Consider the following 16480-nt stretch of genomic DNA (forward strand, 5'->3'; position numbering starts at 1 on the left):
GCGGGACGGCTCGGCCGTGGCGCGCGATCGGCCGTGCGTCGCGGCAACGCGTTCATTTCGACCGGGGCGCTCGATCATGCATGGCACCTACGACCTGCTGCTTGTCCTGCTGTCGCTCGTCATCGCGACGCTGGCCTCCTATACGGCGCTCGATCTGGCCGCATTCATTTCGCTGCTCGACAACCCGACGCTCAAGCGCGCGTGGCTGGCCGGCGGCGCGGCCGCGATGGGCACCGGAATCTGGTCGATGCATTTCGTCGGCATGCTGGCGCTGTCGCTGCCGATTCCGCTCGGCTATGCGCTGCCGGATACCGGCGCGTCGCTGGCGATCGCGGTGCTCGTGTCGTATTTCGCTCTGAATGTCGTCACGCGCGCGCGGTTGGGCCGGCGGCGCTTGCTGGCGGGCGGCATGCTGATGGGCGCCGGGATCGTCGGAATGCATTACACGGGCATGGCCGCGATGCACATGGCGCCGGGCATTCGCTACGATCCCGCGCTGTTCGCGGCGTCGATCGGCGTCGCGGTGATCGCGTCGACCGTCGCGCTTTGGATGGCGCAGACGTTGCGTGCGCAACAGGCTCGCCATGCGACCGCGCAACGCATCGGCGCCGCGCTGATCATGGGCATCGCGATCACGGGCATGCACTACACGGCGATGGCGGCCGCGCATTTCGCGCCGGACGCACGCTGCGGCGCCGCGAACGGCATCGACGCGCCGTGGCTCGCGACGACCATCGCGCTGTTCACGATGGCGACGCTGATCGTCACGCTGCTCGTCTGCCGCTTCGATGCGCGCACGACCTTTCTGCGCGGCATGACGGACACGCTCGAACGGCTGGTGCGATTGCGGACCGCGGAACTCGAAGCGGCGTTGCAGCGTTACGAGCAGACGACGGCGATGCTGCAGCGCACGCGCGAGAACATGGCGACCGAGATCGACGAACGCCGGGCGGCGCAGAGTCGGCTCGAACAGGAGAAGGACGAACAGCGGCGCCTGCTGCGGGCGCTCGAGGAAACCCACGTGCAGTTGCTGCAATCGGAAAAACTCGCGTCGATCGGCCAGCTCGCGGCCGGCGTCGCGCACGAGATCAACAATCCGATCGGCTTCATCAGCGCGAACCTCAATACGCTGAGGACGTGGGTGCGAAGCCTGCTCGACGTCGTTGCCGCGCATGACGCCGCGCTGATGCAGTTGGAACCGGCGACGCGCGAGACGCTGACGTCGATGCGCGTCGCGGCCGATCTGGACTACGTGCGCGACGAGATCGTGACGCTGATCGATGAATCGATCGACGGTGCGGTGCGGGTGCGGCGCATCGTGCAGGACCTGCGCGATTTCTCGCGGCCGGGCAGCGGCGAGTGGAGCGTGGTGGATATTCACGCGGGCCTCGAGAGCACGCTCAACGTCGTCCACAACGAACTCAAGTACAAGGCCGACATCGTCCGCGAGTACGGCGACGTGCCGCATGTCGAATGCCTTCCGTCGCAGTTGAACCAGGTATTCATGAACCTGCTCGTCAACGCCGCACATGCGATTCCGACGCGCGGCGTGATCACGATCCGCACGTCGAGCGACGGCGAGCAGGTGTCGATCGCGATCAGCGATACCGGAACCGGCATGACGCCCGACGTCGTTCGGCGGATCTTCGATCCGTTCTTCACGACGAAGCCGGTCGGGCAGGGTACGGGGCTGGGATTGTCGGTGTCGCACGGCATCGTCGAGCGCCATCGCGGAACGATCGACGTGACGAGCGAGCCGGGGCGCGGCACAACGTTCTGCGTTCGACTGCCGATCCGGCGCGCGGATGTCCGCGCGGATGCGGCGGCAGCCGTCGAGCAACGGGCGTGAGCGACAGGTGACGCGTCGTCACCGCGCCCGCTTGCGCCGCCGCCTGCGAAAGAAATTCCAGAACATCGCGGTCGCGTCCGGCCCCGTCGCGGAGTGGAACGCTTCGCGCGGGTCGCCGCCGCTCCACGCGTGCGCCAGACGGCGCACGATGCAGACGCGGACGATCAGCCGGCCGCCGCGCAGATAGTCGGTGTAATCCGCGTCGTCGTGCGCGTACGTATGTTGCTCGCCGACACGCAGTTCACCGTGCTCGTCGACGAGCCGATTGATCCGCGCGAACGCGACGCCGAGCTGCCGCGCGTTTTGCTCGGCGACGACCGTATCGAGTCCGCCATGCACGACGAGCGCGGGCATGCCCGGATAAGCGCGTACGTCGACGCAGGCGTCGACGACGCCTATCGGATCGTCATGCAGGCCGCGGCGCATCAGGCTCATCGCGGCCATCGTCGACAACGGTGGCGCGATGGCCGGACCGGAGTGCAGGCCGACGGCCGCGAACAGGTCGGGAGATTCGATCGCCAGCCGTGCCGCGAGCCCTGCGCCGGCCGACATGCCGGCCAGGTAGATTCGGTCGCGGTCAAACCCGCGCGCCTGCACGATCGCATCGATCAGCGACGCGATCGCCGGGGCCTCCGACTGCGACGCATCGCCATGCCAGTTCCAGCAGCGATGCGAATGGGCGGTCTTCGCCTGTTCGGGAAACAGCACGGCAAACCCGGCGCGCTCGGCGATGCGGCAGATGCGCGTGCCGGCGGCGAACGACTCGGCCGTCTGCTTGCAGCCGTGCAGCATCACGACGACGGGCATGCCGTCGCTCGGCGCCGAGGCGGCGGGCAGGTACAGCGCGTAGGCGAGATGGTTGACGAGGCGGCCGGCGGCCGGGCGTGCGGAATGAAACGAGCGCAGCCACGTGCCGGGTGCCTGGTGCGGCGATGTCCGCGCGGCGGTCGTCGACCCCGGGCGACGCGGGGGCCGTATGTTGGCGGTGCGCTTGGCCGTTGCCGCCGGTTTGGTCGTCTTCCTTTTGGGGCGCGTGCTCGTCGCGGCGGAAAACAGATCGAACGGGCGTAGCCAGAGGCTGGATTTTTTCCTGGGCATGGACGGATCTCGTGCCGGCGGGGCGTGCGACAGCATGCGGCGAAGCCGGCCGCCGGATGGAGGGCGAATGCGGGGGCAGCGCACAATGCGTGCCGCGGGACGCATCCGCGTCGAGGTGCTCCGGCACGGCCGATACGGCGAGCGACGATCGACGGAACACGACGCCCCGCGACATCCATCCGGCAGCGCCCCGATTCGGGCTGGCCACGCATCATGCTAGCAGGCGTCGCTCGCCTCGGGTGCGATGGTTCCGTGACCAATCGGTGAATGCTTCGACCCCACTGCCTGCGGTTATCGATACGTCCACAACCGGTGCGTCACGAACATCGTCGGCGGGATCAGCAGCGCGATCGCGACGATTGCCCAGCCGCGCGGTACATCGAACAGCTCGGCGGTGCGCGCGAGCAGCATCGTTTCGGCGAAGCCGGCCAGCGCGACGGTCAGATAGCGCAGCAAGCTGCGCGAATGCACGGTCGACGAGAAGCTCCACAGCGTATTCGCGAGATACGAGAACGCCGTCGCGCAGACGAACGCGACGGCGTTGGCGGTCACCTGAGTCGCGTCGAACAGCGCATACATCGCGGATGCGACCAGCAAGTGGAGCGCGGTCGAGCCGAGTCCGGACAGGCCGAAGCGCGCCAGCCGCACGCGCTCGGCATAAAGCAGGTCGAACATCGTTGCCTCCGCTGCTCAGCGCTCGCCCACCCGCACGCGGGCCGGCTGCGCGCGGCGGCGTGCGTTCGGGCGCCGCGTATCGCGCGCGACCGGCAGTTCGATCACCTTGGCGTGCGTCTGGTAGCGGCGGCGAATCAGATAGACCGGGCGTTGCTTCGACTCGTCGTAGATGCGTCCGATGTACTCGCCGACCACGCCGATGCCGACGAGCTCGATCCCGCCGATGAACAGCGTCACCGACAGCAGCGACGCATAGCCGAGCACCGGATTGCCGAACAGCAGCGTGCGGCCCACGATGAACGCGCCGTACAGGAATGCGAGTGCGGCGATGCTGAGGCCGATGTAGGTCCAGCTGCGCAGCGGCACGGTGCTGAAGCTCGTGATTCCCTCGAGCGCGAAGTTCCACAGCTTCCAGCCGGAGAATTTCGAGTGCCCGGCGCTGCGCGCTTCACGCTGATATTCGATGATCACGGTCTGGTAGCCGACCCACGCGAACAGCCCCTTCATGAAGCGATGGCGCTCGGGCAGGTTGCGCAGCGCGTTCACGACCTTGCGGTCCATCAGCCGGAAGTCGCCGACGTTCTCGGGCAGCTTCACGTCCGACAGCATGTTGTGCACGCGGTAGTAGATCGCGGCGGCGGTGCGCTTCGCGAACGAATCGCATGCGCGGCTGCTGCGCTTCGCGGCGACGACTTCCGCGCCGTCGCGCCAGTGTTCGAGCATCACGGGAATCAGGCTCGGCGGATCCTGCAGGTCGGCGTCGAGCGGAATCACCGCGTCGCCGGCCGCTTCGTCGAGGCCGGCCGTCAGCGCCGCTTCCTTGCCGAAGTTGCGGGTGAGATCGATGACGCGCACGCGACGGTCGGTCATGCTGACCCGGATCAGGCGTTCGAGGGTGTCGTCGCGGCTGCCGTCGTTTACGCAGACGATTTCGAAGCGGATCGAATCGAGTTCGGCCATCAGCGGAATCACGACGTCGAAGAAGCGTTCGACGGCCTCGCCTTCGTTGTAGAACGGTACGACCAGCGAGACGAGCGGTGTGTAGAGTGGTTCGCGCATGATGGGTTCCCCTGTAATGACGTGCGTGTCAGCGGCCGGCACCGAATGTCGGGCGGCCGGTGCGGCGCAGTCCGTGCGCCGGGCGGTGGTGTGAGCGGACCGGATGCGGGAAGCCGGTCTCGGTCGAGTTGTCGCGTGCGTCGGGCATCGACGGCACGTCGTGCCTTTCTTGTGCAATCCGGCTGACGAGCAGCGCCAGCGATGCCAGCGTGACGAGCGGCATGAACTGGAACGGCAGATGCGTGACGATCGCGAGACCGGCGAGCGGCGTCGCCCACATCAGCATCAGCCATTCGCGATCGAAGCGGCGCCAGCCGTGCGTCCACGCATAGCGCGCATACCACGCGATCACGAGCCCGTACCAGGTCAGGTCGTAGTCGTACAGGTACGGGCTGACGATCAGGCATGCGCAGGCGAGCGTGGCGGCGCGCAGCGCGTACGAACACGCGCCGCGCCACGCGTACACGACGGCGATCGCGGCGGCCGCGGCCGACAGCAGCTGCAGGCCGCGCGCGATGTAGGCGGGCCAGCCGGCGAGGGTGGCGAGCGCGAACACGGTCGGCATGCGCGCGAGCTTGACGTGGCCCGCGTTGACCGTCTGATACGCGTCGTTGATGCCGTGCGCGAACGCGATCCACGACCCGATCCCGAACGCGAGTGTCGTCAGTACGACGCCGGCGGCGATCGTCGCGGCCCATGCGGCCAGTGCGCGCCATTGTCCGGCGCAAAGCAGCGCGAGCGGAAACAGGACCGCCATCTGCGGCTTCATCGTCAGCAGACCGAAGCAGATGCCGGCGATGACGGGGCGGCGATTCAGCGTCAGCAGCCCGAGGCCGGCGAGCGTCGCGGTCAGCAGGCTCGTCTGCCCGACGATCACCGTGAGGAACGCGCCGGGGAACGCGAGCGCGCAGAGCAGCGCGGCATCGCGCTGCACGGTGGCGCGGATCGTCACCGCGAACAGCATGTAGGTCCCGCCGAGCCACAGCACCAGCGCGAGCAGGTACGGCATCCAGCCGAGCGGCAGCACCAACAGCAGCATGGTCGGCGGATAGAGCCACGGCAGCGATCCGTCCGCGGCGTTCAGCGTCGGGATCGCGAGTTTCTCGATCGCGAAGAGCGAGGAGAACTGCCATGCGTCCACCGCGCGCCCGAGCGCCGCGAGCCGCGCGGCGCTCCAGATCGGTGCGAAATCCTGCGCGAGCGGTTCGGGAACGGCGGTATGCGACCCATGCACGCGTGCGAGATAGATGCAGATGAACAGCAACTCGGTGAACAGTACCGCCGCCGCATAGAGGCGCACCCGATTGCGATTGAGCCAATGCGGGAAACGGCGCGGGCCGGCGATCGGCAGTTCCGGATGGGCGTCGAGGGCCGAATCGACGTGCAGAAGGGAGAGTGGCGTTTTCATTGCGCATTCCGCGACGCGAGGGTCGAGCGACGCACGACGACGAACAGGACGGCGAGCAGCACGACCGGGCCGATCTGCGGCAGCCGCGTGATCCGGTTGAACACCTCGAATACCGGCAACAGCCACGCGAGCACGATCACGATCTGATCTCCCGGCAACCAGCCTTCATCGAGCCCGTGGGCGATCAGGCAGAAGACCGCGATGCCCAGCCAGGCCAGTTCGTAATGCCACAGATAGGGCGTCGACAACAGCGTGGCGACCACCAGCGCCGCGCCGCGCAGCCGCATGTCGTCCGTGCGACGCCAGACCTGAACGGCGGCGGTGATGGCGAGCAATCCCACGGCGGCTTGCGCGGCGAGCGAGACCGGAATCGATGCACCCGCGAGGCGGAGCGCCGAGAACGTCGTCGGCGAAACGAACCAGTAGGCGGGAAGGGTGAAGTGCATGCCGCGTACGATCGACATCGCATGGGCCAGGCCGCTCAGGGAGCCCGTGCCGGTCAGTGCAATGCCGGCCACGGTGAACAGCACGGTCGTGATCGCCGCCGACATGAAGGCTCGCCACGAGCGCGTCGCGATCAGCACGAACGGAAACACCATCGCCATCTGCGGCTTGATGGCGAGCAACCCGATCAGCATGCCGGCGACGATCGGGCGTCGGCCGAGGAAATGCAGCGCGAGCGCGGCGATGCCGGCGGTCAGGATGCTGTTCTGCCCGTACAGGATGGACGCGAACACGCCCGAATAGGCGAGCACCACGAGCGCCGCGGCGCGCGGAACGGGCAGGTGCGCACGCAGGCCCGACAGTCTCAGGGCGGCATACGCATAGCATAAAAGACTGCCCGCAAAAAAGAGGAAATACGCGGGCAGGAAAGGCACGAGGGCAACCGGCGCGATGAACAGCAGCATCGTCGGCGGATAGAGCCAGGGCAGCGATTGGTGACCGATATAGGCACCGAACCGCGCGACCTCGGCATGAGAGAAGAAGACCGGATCGTAGATCGCTGCGGCGTGGCCTTGCAGCACGAGTTGCGACGCGGTCCAGAAGACGGAGAAGTCGACACCCGGTCGGGCAGTCGACTGCGACGTGAAGGCGTCCGTTACGACGCCCCAGACGATCAGAAAGGTCACGCACAGCAGCAGCATGACGCAGCTGTACGGAACGATCCGGTCAGCCGTCAACCATTGAGCACAGCGTTTGGCGCGATAGCGCACTCCACGATTGGCTGTGTACATGATGCCCCGTTTGCAGTGAAGGCTGCCTGATCTTCCGCAGCCTTTTTGTGTTGTCGTGTATCCGGATCGAATCGCGCTCGATGGCGCTGTCCGGTGAATGCATTGTTGGAGAAAAAATCGTGTGACGCAAACCGCGGGCTGAATCGTGAAATCGCGATTCGACGGCGACATGGCTGAAAAGCGGGTTTTCATGTCTGAGAAAACCGTACCGGCGCAAATGATGTTTCTCGCTTGAAACATTCCGTGTTTTTCACCGGTCCGGCGGTATGCGGAATGCGCGTTGGGCGACGGGTGATCCGGATTCGGGAAAATCCCGAGAAAATTTTTTGGCGCCCTTGCACAGCGCGGCGGCGCGCTGCCGGCACGCGGCGCCGGCCGGCATGCGTATATCAAATCTGAAACATTTTGTGCAGTGCGCCGAAACCCGGTCGACGGGTGAATCGCCGGAACCCTTGATGCACCTCGTTTTCCCTCCGGCTGGCCTGCTCTTTGCGTCAAGGTCCGCACGACAGTCGACGACGTGATGAACGACCGGTTGAAGCAACAGGCTGACAAGACCGGATTCAATCACCTGCGGAAAGCAACGGATCCAGGGCGCGTCGGGGAATACGCCGCCCAGGCCTTGAAAACCGCCGGAAACGTCGACTGGGCGAATAGGCGACGGCATCGTCCGCGCAAAAAGAATCACATGACAGCATTGGGGAATAAAAATGAAAGACCAGAGCACGCCGCGGCTCGCATGCCGCGAAGAAGACCCGCAGTCGCATCGACGCATTAGCGTCATCCGCTCAATCCGTATTCATGCCCGGAACGGTCGTTTCGCCGTTCTGCTCGATCGCGTCATTCGCCAGATCGCAGCGCGCATGGATATCGCACGCATCAGCTCACCGACCATCGTTCGCCAGGCACGGCTCGTACCCTGCCGTGTGCGTCGCTGAGCACAGCATCCGAATCCTTGTGTTGTTCCGGTAGTACCCCGCTCCCCGCGTCGATCCCCGACAACGGGATTTTCATAGTAGTGCGTAAGGAGAATAGCCATGTCCACGTTCATCCAGAAAATCCGCGGTTTCGTTCAAGACGAACAAGGCGTGACGGCCATCGAATACGGCCTGATTGCCGCACTGATCGCAGTCGGCCTCGTTGCAGCACTGACGCTGGTCGGCAACGATCTCAAGACCGTCTTCAACACGATTGCAGACGATCTCAACGCGGCGATCTGAATGGCGGGGCGGCGAACGGCGGGTCCGGCCCGTTCGTCGCCATCCCCCCGCGCGAGCAGGGCCGGACACTTCACCAACAGATGTCGAATTGACCGAACGGCGGATGACTCGGCCGGTGCACTGCTCGAGTCTCCTCCGCTCTCTTGATCAACCGAATCGGAGGCTGTCATGCGGACCAGCGGACGTGCGGTAGCGGTATCGCGATGGATCGGCGACGAGCAGGGGGTGACGTCGATCGAGTACGCGTTGATCGCGGCAGTGTTCGCCACCATCGTGCTGGGAAGCGTGGTCGTACTGAAAGGTTCGGTTGAAGACGCGTACAACATGATCGCGTCGATCGTGACCTCGGCGGTCAATACCGCACTGGGTCAGTGATTCCGACTATTACAGCCAATCGAGGTTCGCCATGTTGCCTGCCGCACTGCCTTACCCGGTTCCGTTGTGCGTGACGGTGCTTGTCGTCGTCGCGGCCAGCACGGACATCACGAGCCGACGCATCCCGAACCGGCTCGTCGCGATCGGGCTGGCCGGTGCGCTGATCGCCCAGTGCGCGCTGCACGGGGTCCAGGCCGGCGCACTCGCGTGGCTCGGCGGCGCGGCGACCGGCTTCGGCATGCTGCTGCCGTTCTATCTGCTGCGCGGGATGGCTGCAGGCGACGTGAAGCTGATGCTGGCGATCGGCGCATGGGTCGGCGCGCAGATGACGTTCTACATCGTGCTGGCCACCTTTCTGGCCGGCGGGATCGGCGCGATCGGCCTGGTGCTGGTGCGCGGGCGGATGCGCCAGATGTGGGCGAACGTCCGGGCGCTGATCGCGCATCGCTCGATCCGCGCGTATGCAGGGGCAACCGACGACCCCGTGGAAGTCGCGTCGGTCGGCGCGTTGCCGTATGGCGTGGCGATTGCCGCCGGCACGCTGGGCATGCTGTTCGTTTCGTGCGTCTAGCGCGACGAACCCGCAACGAGGATGAAACGCACATGAACACGATCCCCACCGAACCGAAGCGCGACGCGCAGGTTGCACACCTGCCGCAACCGTCGCCGTTGCGGGAGGCACATGCGAGGCCCGGCACGCAGTTGCCCGCCGCGCCGCGCTCACTCGAGGAAACCGGACTGAGCCAGGCGTTCGTCGCAGGGCTCGTGCTGAAGTCGACGCTGGTGCTCGGCCGCCCGTCCTACGGCGACCTGATCGAACGCCATTGCCTGCCGCTCGCGGTGCTCGACGACGTCTTCGCGTTCCTGGTACGCGAGCATCTGGTCGAACTCACCCATCGCGGCAAGACCGATCTCGACGTGACGTTCCGCCTGACCGACGCGGGCCGCGTGGCCGCGCTCGAAGAGTGCGCGCGCAGCACGTACAGCGGGCCGGCGCCGGTGACGCTCGACGCGTATCTCGACTGCGTGTCCACCCATTCGGTGCGCAAGCTGCGTGTGGCCCAGAACGACGTGTGGGCCGTGTTCGAAGGCATCGTGATGGACACGTCGGTACTCGACTCGGCGGCCGCCGCGCTGAACTCCGGCCGTCCGCTGCTGATCTACGGCCCCGCCGGCAGCGGCAAGACCTTCCTCGCCGAGCGGCTCGGCGCGTTGATGGGCGGCCATGTACCGGTGCCGTATGCGATCTATGCGGCCGGGGAAGTGATCCAGATCTACGATCCGCTCGTGCATGTCGACGCGCCGTCGCAAACGGAGGGCCAGTCGGTCGATCGCCGCTGGCGCCTGTGCGAGCGGCCGGTCGTGATGTCCGGCGGCGAATTGACGCTCGACGAGCTCGACCTGCGCCGCGACGAAGCGGCGGGCTTCTACCAGGCGCCGCCGCACATGAAGGCGAACATGGGCATGTACATCATCGACGATCTCGGCCGCCAGCGTGTCGAGCCGCGTGACCTGCTCAACCGCTGGCTGCGTCCGCTCGATCGCGGCGTCGACTTCCTGACGCTCGAGTCCGGCAATCGATTCGTGCTGCCGTTCGACGTCTGGCCGGTGTTCTCGAGCAACCTGGCGCCGGAGCAGTTCGCCGACGACGCATTCCTGCGCCGGCTCGGTTCCAAGCTTCACGTCGGCGCGCTGTCGATCGACCACTACCGCGCGGTGTTCGACGCCGCATGCGAGTCGCTCGGACTGGTGTCGACGCAGGACGCCTTCGACTATCTGCTGCACCGGCTGCACCTGCCGACCGGCAAGGCATATCTCGCATGCTTCCCGATGGATCTGCTGCGCCTGGTTGCCGCCGGCGCGCGGTATCGCGGCGATCCGCTCGAAGTGACGCACGACGCGTTGCACGACGCATGGGCCAGCTATTTCGGCACGGCGCCCGAGCGCGACGGCGTATATCTGCCGCCTGCCGAGCACGGCGGTCACACAGTCATAACCGGTTGAGCCGTTTCTTTCACGATTCGTTGAGGAGCATTGCCATGAAAAACAGTCGAGCGCTCATGATGCTGATTGTCGCGATGGTCGCGGGGCTTGCCGCGGTCGTGTTCGCGTCCCGCTGGTTGATGAATACATCCAGCAGCTCGGTCACGTCGGTCGCGGTGGCGACCACGGACCTGAACCTGGGCGAGCCGCTCGGGCCGAACCAGATCCGCATGGTGAGCTGGCCGTCGGGCAGCGTGCCGACCGGCGCGTTCACCGACACGAAGGAACTCGAAGGGCGCGTCGTGCGCACGAGCCTCGCGCGCGGCGAGCCGGTGATCGAGTCGAAGCTCGCGCCGGTCGGCACGAAGGGCGGGCTTTCCGCCGTGATCGCCGACGGCAGCCGCGCGATCACCGTGCGCGTGAACGACGTGGTCGGCGTCGCGGGCTTCGCGCTGCCGGGCAACTACGTCGACGTGATCGTCAACACGCAGGAACAGCAGGGCAAGACCGACGGGCAGAGCATCTCCAAGATCGTGCTCGAGCACATCCTGGTGCTGGCCGTCGCGCAGCAGGTCAGCCGCGACGACACCGCACCGAAGGTGGTCAATGCGGTGACGCTCGAAGTCACGCCCGACCAGGCCGAACGCCTCGACCTCGCGCGCAGCGTCGGCACGTTGTCGCTCGTGCTGCGCAACCAGGTCGACCAGAAGACGCTGACGACCGACGGCGCGACCAAGCTGACGCTGCTCGGCAAGGCCCCGGTGCCCGACGCGCCCGCGCCCGTACAGGTGAAGACCGTGCGCGTGCGTGTCGCATCGCACGCGGCACCGGCAGCACGCCGCGATTGTGTCGGCGTGCTGACCGGGGTACGGGGCAGCGTCGAATGTTTCTGAAGCCATAGAACACACATCCAGATAAACAGATTAACCAGATCGGCCGCCGTCAGGGCACGGCGGCCTTGGAAGTCGACAACCGGCGGCTCGCCGGTCACTCGGGGGATCAGACGAAATGAAGATCAATCCGCAACATTCAGGTACCGGCCCGGTGCGCACACGCATCGCACGGGGCACGATGATGGCCGCGATCCTGTGTACGGGGTGGCTGACGGTATACAGCGCGCTGGCCCAGGAAGGCGCGGAATCGGCTGCGCTGATGAAGGGCGGCGCGAGCGCGCCGGCTGCCGTCGCCAAGGGGCCGATGCAGATGACGATCAGCATGGCGCCGGCGGTTGCCGCCGCGCCGGCCGCGTCGGCAGGCCCGCTGCGCGGACCGAATTGCGTGGGCGCGGTGCGCGAGTCGACCAGCGTCAGCGTGCCGCTCGGCAAGTCGCTGCTGGTGCCGATGCCGGAGCCGGTCCGCAACCGGACCATCGGCAACCCGGCCGTCGCGCAGGCGACGATGGTGTCGCCGCAGACGCTGTACATCCTCGGGCTGACGGTCGGCACGACCAACATGATCGTGCAGGGCCGCAGCGGTGCATGCCGCGTGATCGACGTGGCGGTCGGCGCGGACGCCGGCGGCCTGCAGGCGTCGCTGATGCAGCTGATGCCGAACGAGCGCGACATTCACGTCTCGACCGCCGCCGGCACGATCGTGCTGGCGGGCAACGTGTCGAACTCGCAAGCCGCGCAGCAGGCGGTGCAGATCGCCCGCGCGTACAGCGAAAGCGCCGGTGACGGCAGCGGCAAGGGCGCCGGCGTGCTGAACATGCTGGCCGTCACGTCGCCGCAGCAGGTGATGCTCGAGGTGAAGGTCGCCGAAGTGTCGAAGACGCTGATCAACCAGATGGGCAGCGCATTCAACATCCAGGGCGGCTTCGGCTCCTGGAGCGGCGCGCTCGTCAGCCAGCTGCTCGCGGGTGTCGCAAGCGCCGCGGTCTTCAACAAGGCGAACAACAAGCCGTTCAGCATCGCGGCCGATGCGCAGAACACCGACAACCTCGTCAAGATCCTCGCGGAGCCGAACCTCGTGACGATCAGCGGCCAGGAGGCGACGTTCCTCGCCGGCGGCAAGATCTTCATCCCGGTACCGCAGAGCAGCGGGACGGGCACGTCGTCGATCACGCTGCAGGAAGAGGAGTTCGGCGTCGCGCTGAAGTTCACGCCGACGGTGCTGGGCAACGGCCGGATCAGCCTGAAGGTCGCGCCGGAAGTGTCGGAACTGTCGCAGACGGGCGTCACGCTGAGCGCGACCAACATCGGCGGCACGTCGATCCTGCCGCTGATCACGACCCGGCGCGCGTCGACGACGGTCCAGATGGGCGACGGCGAATCGTTCGCGATCGGCGGGCTGATCAAGGACAACGCGAGCGGCGCGCTGAAGGCGATTCCCGGCGTCGGCGAGGTGCCGGTGCTCGGTGCGCTGTTCCGCAGCACGTCGTTCCAGCAGGACCGCACCGAGCTGATCTTCGTGATCACGCCGCACCTGGTGAGGCCGCTGCAGACCGCCGACCTGCCGCTGCCGACCGACAGCTTCTCGAAGCCCAACGAAGCCGACGTGTATGCGACCGGCAACATGGAAGGCCGCAAGGGTGTCCGCAAGGCGGGCGCGCAACCGGCGAGCGGCGCGATGAATGCACCGCAGACGCCGGCACCGGCTCCCGCGCCGCAATCGGCCGCACCGGCCGCACCGGCCGCCGCGCTGCCCGCACCGCGTGCGCCTCAACCTGCCGAAGCACCGGCACCGGTGCCGGCGCAGCCCGAGAAGCCGGCGGCTGCAGCGGCCGCCGCGGCGGGGGCGGTGAACGTCGAACCGGTGCCTGCCGTGCCGTTGCGGCCGCAACCGCAGGCCGACGCGGCCAGCGCGGCGCGGATCGCGCGCATCGAAGCCGCTGCCGCGCGTCTCGCGGCGGCCGGCTCCGACACGCCGGCAAAACCGGCGCCGCGTTCGAAGCAGAGTCTGCCGGCCGCCGCCCACGCGCAGATCGCGCGGGCGAATGCGGAACCCGCGTCCAACGATCGTTGAAGCCATCCAAGGGGAAGCTCATGAAATCCGCCTACCTCGTATTCGTGCGCCGTGCGGCGCTCGCCGTCCCGCTCGCGTTCGCGCTTGCCGGCTGCATGTCATCCACGCCGGTGTGGGACAGCCGCTTCGGCGACTCGGTCCGCGCCGTCACGCAAGCCCAGATCATCGATCCGCATGCCGCCGAACACGCGGCCTCGCGGCAGGGGGTCGACGGCAGCGCCGCCGCGTCCGCGCTCGACAACTACGACAAGTCGTTCAAGCAGCCCGAGCCGAAAGCCAATGCATTCGTGATCGGGATCGGCAAGTCGTCGGGGCAATAACACAGGCACGCTCAGGGAGAACGCCATGTCCAGCGCAGCTCGTCATCCGAAACTCACGCGTCGCGGTATGCGTCGCCAGCAAGGCGCCGTCGCGATCATCGTCGGTCTCGCACTGGCGGTGATGATCGGGTTCGTCGGTCTCGCGCTGGACCTTGGCAAGCTGTACGTCACGCGCAGCGAACTTCAGAACAGCGCCGACTCATGCGCGCTGTCCGCTGCGCGCGACCTCACGTCGGCCATCAGCCTGCAGGTCGCGGAAGCGGACGGCATCGCCGCCGGCCATTCGAATTTCGCGTTCTTTCAGCAGAACGCGGTGCAGATGCAGACGGATTCGAACGTCACGTTCAGCGATTCTCTGACCAATCCGTTCCTGACGAAGACGGCGGTCGCCACGCCCGCGAACATCAAGTACGTGAAGTGCACCGCGCAGCTGACCAACATCGCGCACTGGTTCATCGAGGTGCTCAACACGATTCCCGGCGTGCAGGTGGCGAACGCGGCGCAGGTCTCGGCGAGTGCGATCGCGACCGTCGGCGCCGGGCAGACCACCTGTGCGATCCCGGTGTTCGTGTGCCGCGCGGCGGCCGCCGCGCCGTACAAGGTGGGTGACTGGATTTCGTCGCCTTCCGGCTCGTCGTCGACGTACGGGCCGGGCAACTTCGGCTGGGCCGCGCTCGACGGATCGACGAACGAAACGACGATCGCCAGTGAACTGTCCGGCAATACCTGCAACATCTCGTCGCCGCCCACCCTCGGTTCGACGGGCCTGAAGTCCGCATCGCTGCGCGCCTGGAATACCCGCTTCGGCATCTATACGAACGGCGCCAACGGCTCGAGCGGCCAGCCGGACTTCACCGGCTACGCATACGTCGGCCCCAACTACGGGCCGCCGGGAACCGCCGGCATCGTCGGCGACGCGTACACGCAGTTCGTGCTCGATCGCGCAAGCTTCAAGTCCTACCAGGGCGACGGTGCACCGCCGGCCGGCAGCGGCATCGCGACCAAAGGGACCGCCACGGCAAGCAACTATCAGACGTTCGGCGGCGACCGCCGCGTCGCGCTTGCCCCCGAGGGCGACTGCTCGACGCTGAAGGGGTCAAGCAACCAGCTGACCGTCACGCAGTGGGACTGCGTGCTGATGCTCGATCCGCTGCCGTTCAGCCCGGGCGCCGGCGGGGTCGTCGCGCATCTCGAATATCTCGGCTCGGCGTCATCCGGCAGCACGCCTTGCGCGACGCACGGTTTGCCGGGCAGCGGCAGCTCAGTCGGCCTCAAGGTGCCGATGCTCGTTCAATAGAGGAGACACGATCATGAACAGGCCCCCGATTCGCCGGTCGCGCATGCGCGGTGTCGCCGCGGTCGAGTTCGCGCTCGTGCTGATGCCGATGATCGTGCTCGCGACCGGTGTGGCCGAGTTCGGCCGCGCCATCTATCAGTACGAGACGCTCACCAAGGCGACGCGCGACGCGGCGCGCTACCTGTCGGTCTATCTGCCGGCCGACAGCGCGTATCCGCTCGCGGCGGCGCAGTGCCTGGTCGTCTACGGCAACACGACGTGCGGGTCTGCCGGCACCGAGCTGGTGCCGGGGCTCACGACATCGATGGTGATCGTGTGCGACGCCGCGCATTCGACCGATTGCGCCGACGCATCCGACCCGCCGCAGTTCGCGAACCTGCCGACGTACGACTCGACCAACAACGCGGCGAGCGGCACGGCGACCGGCAGCATCAACGTCGTCGAGGTGAAGGTGAAGGGCTACCAGTACCAGCCGATTCCGGCCTACCCGGGGCTGTCGTCGATCACCTTCGGCAACATCGTCACCGTGATGAGGCAAGTGTCATGAACGCGCGCCCCTTCCCGCTGTCGCGCCGTCGCGGCCAACGCGGCGCGACGATCGTCGAGTTCGCGCTGATCGCATCGATCCTGATCATGCTGCTGATCGGTATCTTCGAATTCGGGCGCGTGCTGTTTTACTGGAACACCGCGACCGAGGCCATCCGGCTCGGCGCACGCACGGCGATCGTCTGCGACGTGAACGCCGCCGGCGTCGTGAAGCGCGTGAAGTCGCTGATGCCGATGTTGTCGAACGCGAACGTGTCGGTGAGCTACACGCCGTCAGGTTGCGACGTGAGCTCCTGCTCGTTCGTGACCGTCAGCATCACCAACGTCACGGTCAGGACGATGATTCCGATCGCGAACGTCGCGATCACGATGCCGCCGTTCACCACGACGATGTCGCGGGAAAGCCTGAACTCCTCGACGGGCGGTAGCGCCTGTCAATAATCGAAACCGA

General features: G+C 66.8%; 17 protein-coding genes. 12 read left to right on the top strand and 5 right to left on the bottom strand.

Annotated features, from left to right (window positions below; genetic code table 11):
* Nucleotides 1–76: 76 nt before the first annotated feature.
* Nucleotides 77–1849: a histidine kinase gene (locus HWX25_RS21485; protein WP_175910366.1), complete on the top strand. Its 1773-nt coding sequence runs from the start codon at nt 77–79 to the stop codon at nt 1847–1849.
* Nucleotides 1850–1867: 18 nt separating this feature from the next.
* On the opposite strand, the gene HWX25_RS21490 is transcribed toward HWX25_RS21485, so the two are convergent.
* From HWX25_RS21490 to HWX25_RS21510, 5 genes are all read right to left on the bottom strand, one after another.
* The gene (locus tag HWX25_RS21490) at nt 1868–2947 is read right to left on the bottom strand and encodes a PHB depolymerase family esterase (RefSeq protein WP_175910368.1); all 1080 of its coding nucleotides are present in this window, start codon (nt 2945–2947) and stop codon (nt 1868–1870) included.
* A 291-nt stretch (nt 2948–3238) separates the two neighbouring features.
* A complete protein-coding gene (locus HWX25_RS21495; RefSeq protein WP_175910369.1) occupies nt 3239–3622 on the bottom strand; it encodes a GtrA family protein in 384 nt (127 codons plus the stop codon).
* Between the two features lie 15 nt (nt 3623–3637).
* Complete coding sequence (locus HWX25_RS21500; RefSeq protein ID WP_175910371.1) at nt 3638–4681, bottom strand: glycosyltransferase family 2 protein; 1044 nt, start codon at nt 4679–4681, stop codon at nt 3638–3640.
* A 28-nt stretch (nt 4682–4709) separates the two neighbouring features.
* The gene (locus HWX25_RS21505) at nt 4710–6089 is read right to left on the bottom strand and encodes a glycosyltransferase family 87 protein (protein ID WP_175910373.1); all 1380 of its coding nucleotides are present in this window, start codon (nt 6087–6089) and stop codon (nt 4710–4712) included.
* Complete coding sequence (locus HWX25_RS21510) at nt 6086–7324, bottom strand: glycosyltransferase family 87 protein (protein ID WP_175910493.1); 1239 nt, start codon at nt 7322–7324, stop codon at nt 6086–6088. Before HWX25_RS21510 ends, HWX25_RS21505 begins: the two co-directional genes overlap by 4 nt.
* 710 nt (nt 7325–8034) lie before the next feature.
* Here HWX25_RS21510 and HWX25_RS21515 point away from each other — a divergent pair.
* The 11 genes from HWX25_RS21515 (at nt 8035) to HWX25_RS21565 (ending at nt 16470) form a co-directional block, all read left to right on the top strand.
* On the top strand, nt 8035–8262 hold the full coding sequence (locus tag HWX25_RS21515) for a hypothetical protein (RefSeq protein WP_175910375.1): 228 nt from the start codon (nt 8035–8037) through the stop codon (nt 8260–8262).
* Between the two features lie 99 nt (nt 8263–8361).
* Nucleotides 8362–8544, top strand: a complete 183-nt coding sequence (locus tag HWX25_RS21520) for a Flp family type IVb pilin (RefSeq protein WP_059451855.1) — start codon at nt 8362–8364, stop codon at nt 8542–8544.
* Between the two features lie 168 nt (nt 8545–8712).
* Nucleotides 8713–8919 carry a Flp family type IVb pilin gene (locus HWX25_RS21525; protein ID WP_175910377.1) on the top strand — a complete coding sequence of 69 codons (207 nt, stop codon included), beginning with the start codon at nt 8713–8715 and terminating at the stop codon, nt 8917–8919.
* Nucleotides 8920–8950: 31 nt separating this feature from the next.
* Nucleotides 8951–9490, top strand: a complete 540-nt coding sequence (locus tag HWX25_RS21530) for a prepilin peptidase (protein ID WP_175910379.1) — start codon at nt 8951–8953, stop codon at nt 9488–9490.
* 32 nt (nt 9491–9522) lie between these two features.
* Nucleotides 9523–10923, top strand: coding sequence for an ATP-binding protein (locus tag HWX25_RS21535; protein WP_175910381.1), 1401 nt, complete (start codon nt 9523–9525; stop codon nt 10921–10923).
* A 35-nt stretch (nt 10924–10958) separates the two neighbouring features.
* On the top strand, nt 10959–11795 hold the full coding sequence (gene cpaB, locus HWX25_RS21540; protein ID WP_175910383.1) for a Flp pilus assembly protein CpaB: 837 nt from the start codon (nt 10959–10961) through the stop codon (nt 11793–11795).
* 115 nt (nt 11796–11910) lie between these two features.
* The gene (locus HWX25_RS21545) at nt 11911–13866 is read left to right on the top strand and encodes a type II and III secretion system protein family protein (protein WP_175910385.1); all 1956 of its coding nucleotides are present in this window, start codon (nt 11911–11913) and stop codon (nt 13864–13866) included.
* 20 nt (nt 13867–13886) lie between these two features.
* Complete coding sequence (locus tag HWX25_RS21550; protein WP_059594593.1) at nt 13887–14186, top strand: hypothetical protein; 300 nt, start codon at nt 13887–13889, stop codon at nt 14184–14186.
* A 25-nt stretch (nt 14187–14211) separates the two neighbouring features.
* The gene (locus tag HWX25_RS21555; protein ID WP_175910387.1) at nt 14212–15483 is read left to right on the top strand and encodes a TadE/TadG family type IV pilus assembly protein; all 1272 of its coding nucleotides are present in this window, start codon (nt 14212–14214) and stop codon (nt 15481–15483) included.
* 13 nt (nt 15484–15496) lie between these two features.
* On the top strand, nt 15497–16030 hold the full coding sequence (locus tag HWX25_RS21560; RefSeq protein WP_175910389.1) for a TadE/TadG family type IV pilus assembly protein: 534 nt from the start codon (nt 15497–15499) through the stop codon (nt 16028–16030).
* Complete coding sequence (locus HWX25_RS21565; RefSeq protein ID WP_059536043.1) at nt 16027–16470, top strand: TadE/TadG family type IV pilus assembly protein; 444 nt, start codon at nt 16027–16029, stop codon at nt 16468–16470. Before HWX25_RS21560 ends, HWX25_RS21565 begins: the two co-directional genes overlap by 4 nt.
* The last annotated feature ends 10 nt before the right edge of the window (nt 16471–16480 follow it).

Source organism: Burkholderia sp. BCC1640 (assembly GCF_902833125.1).
GTDB lineage: Bacteria > Pseudomonadota > Gammaproteobacteria > Burkholderiales > Burkholderiaceae > Burkholderia > Burkholderia diffusa.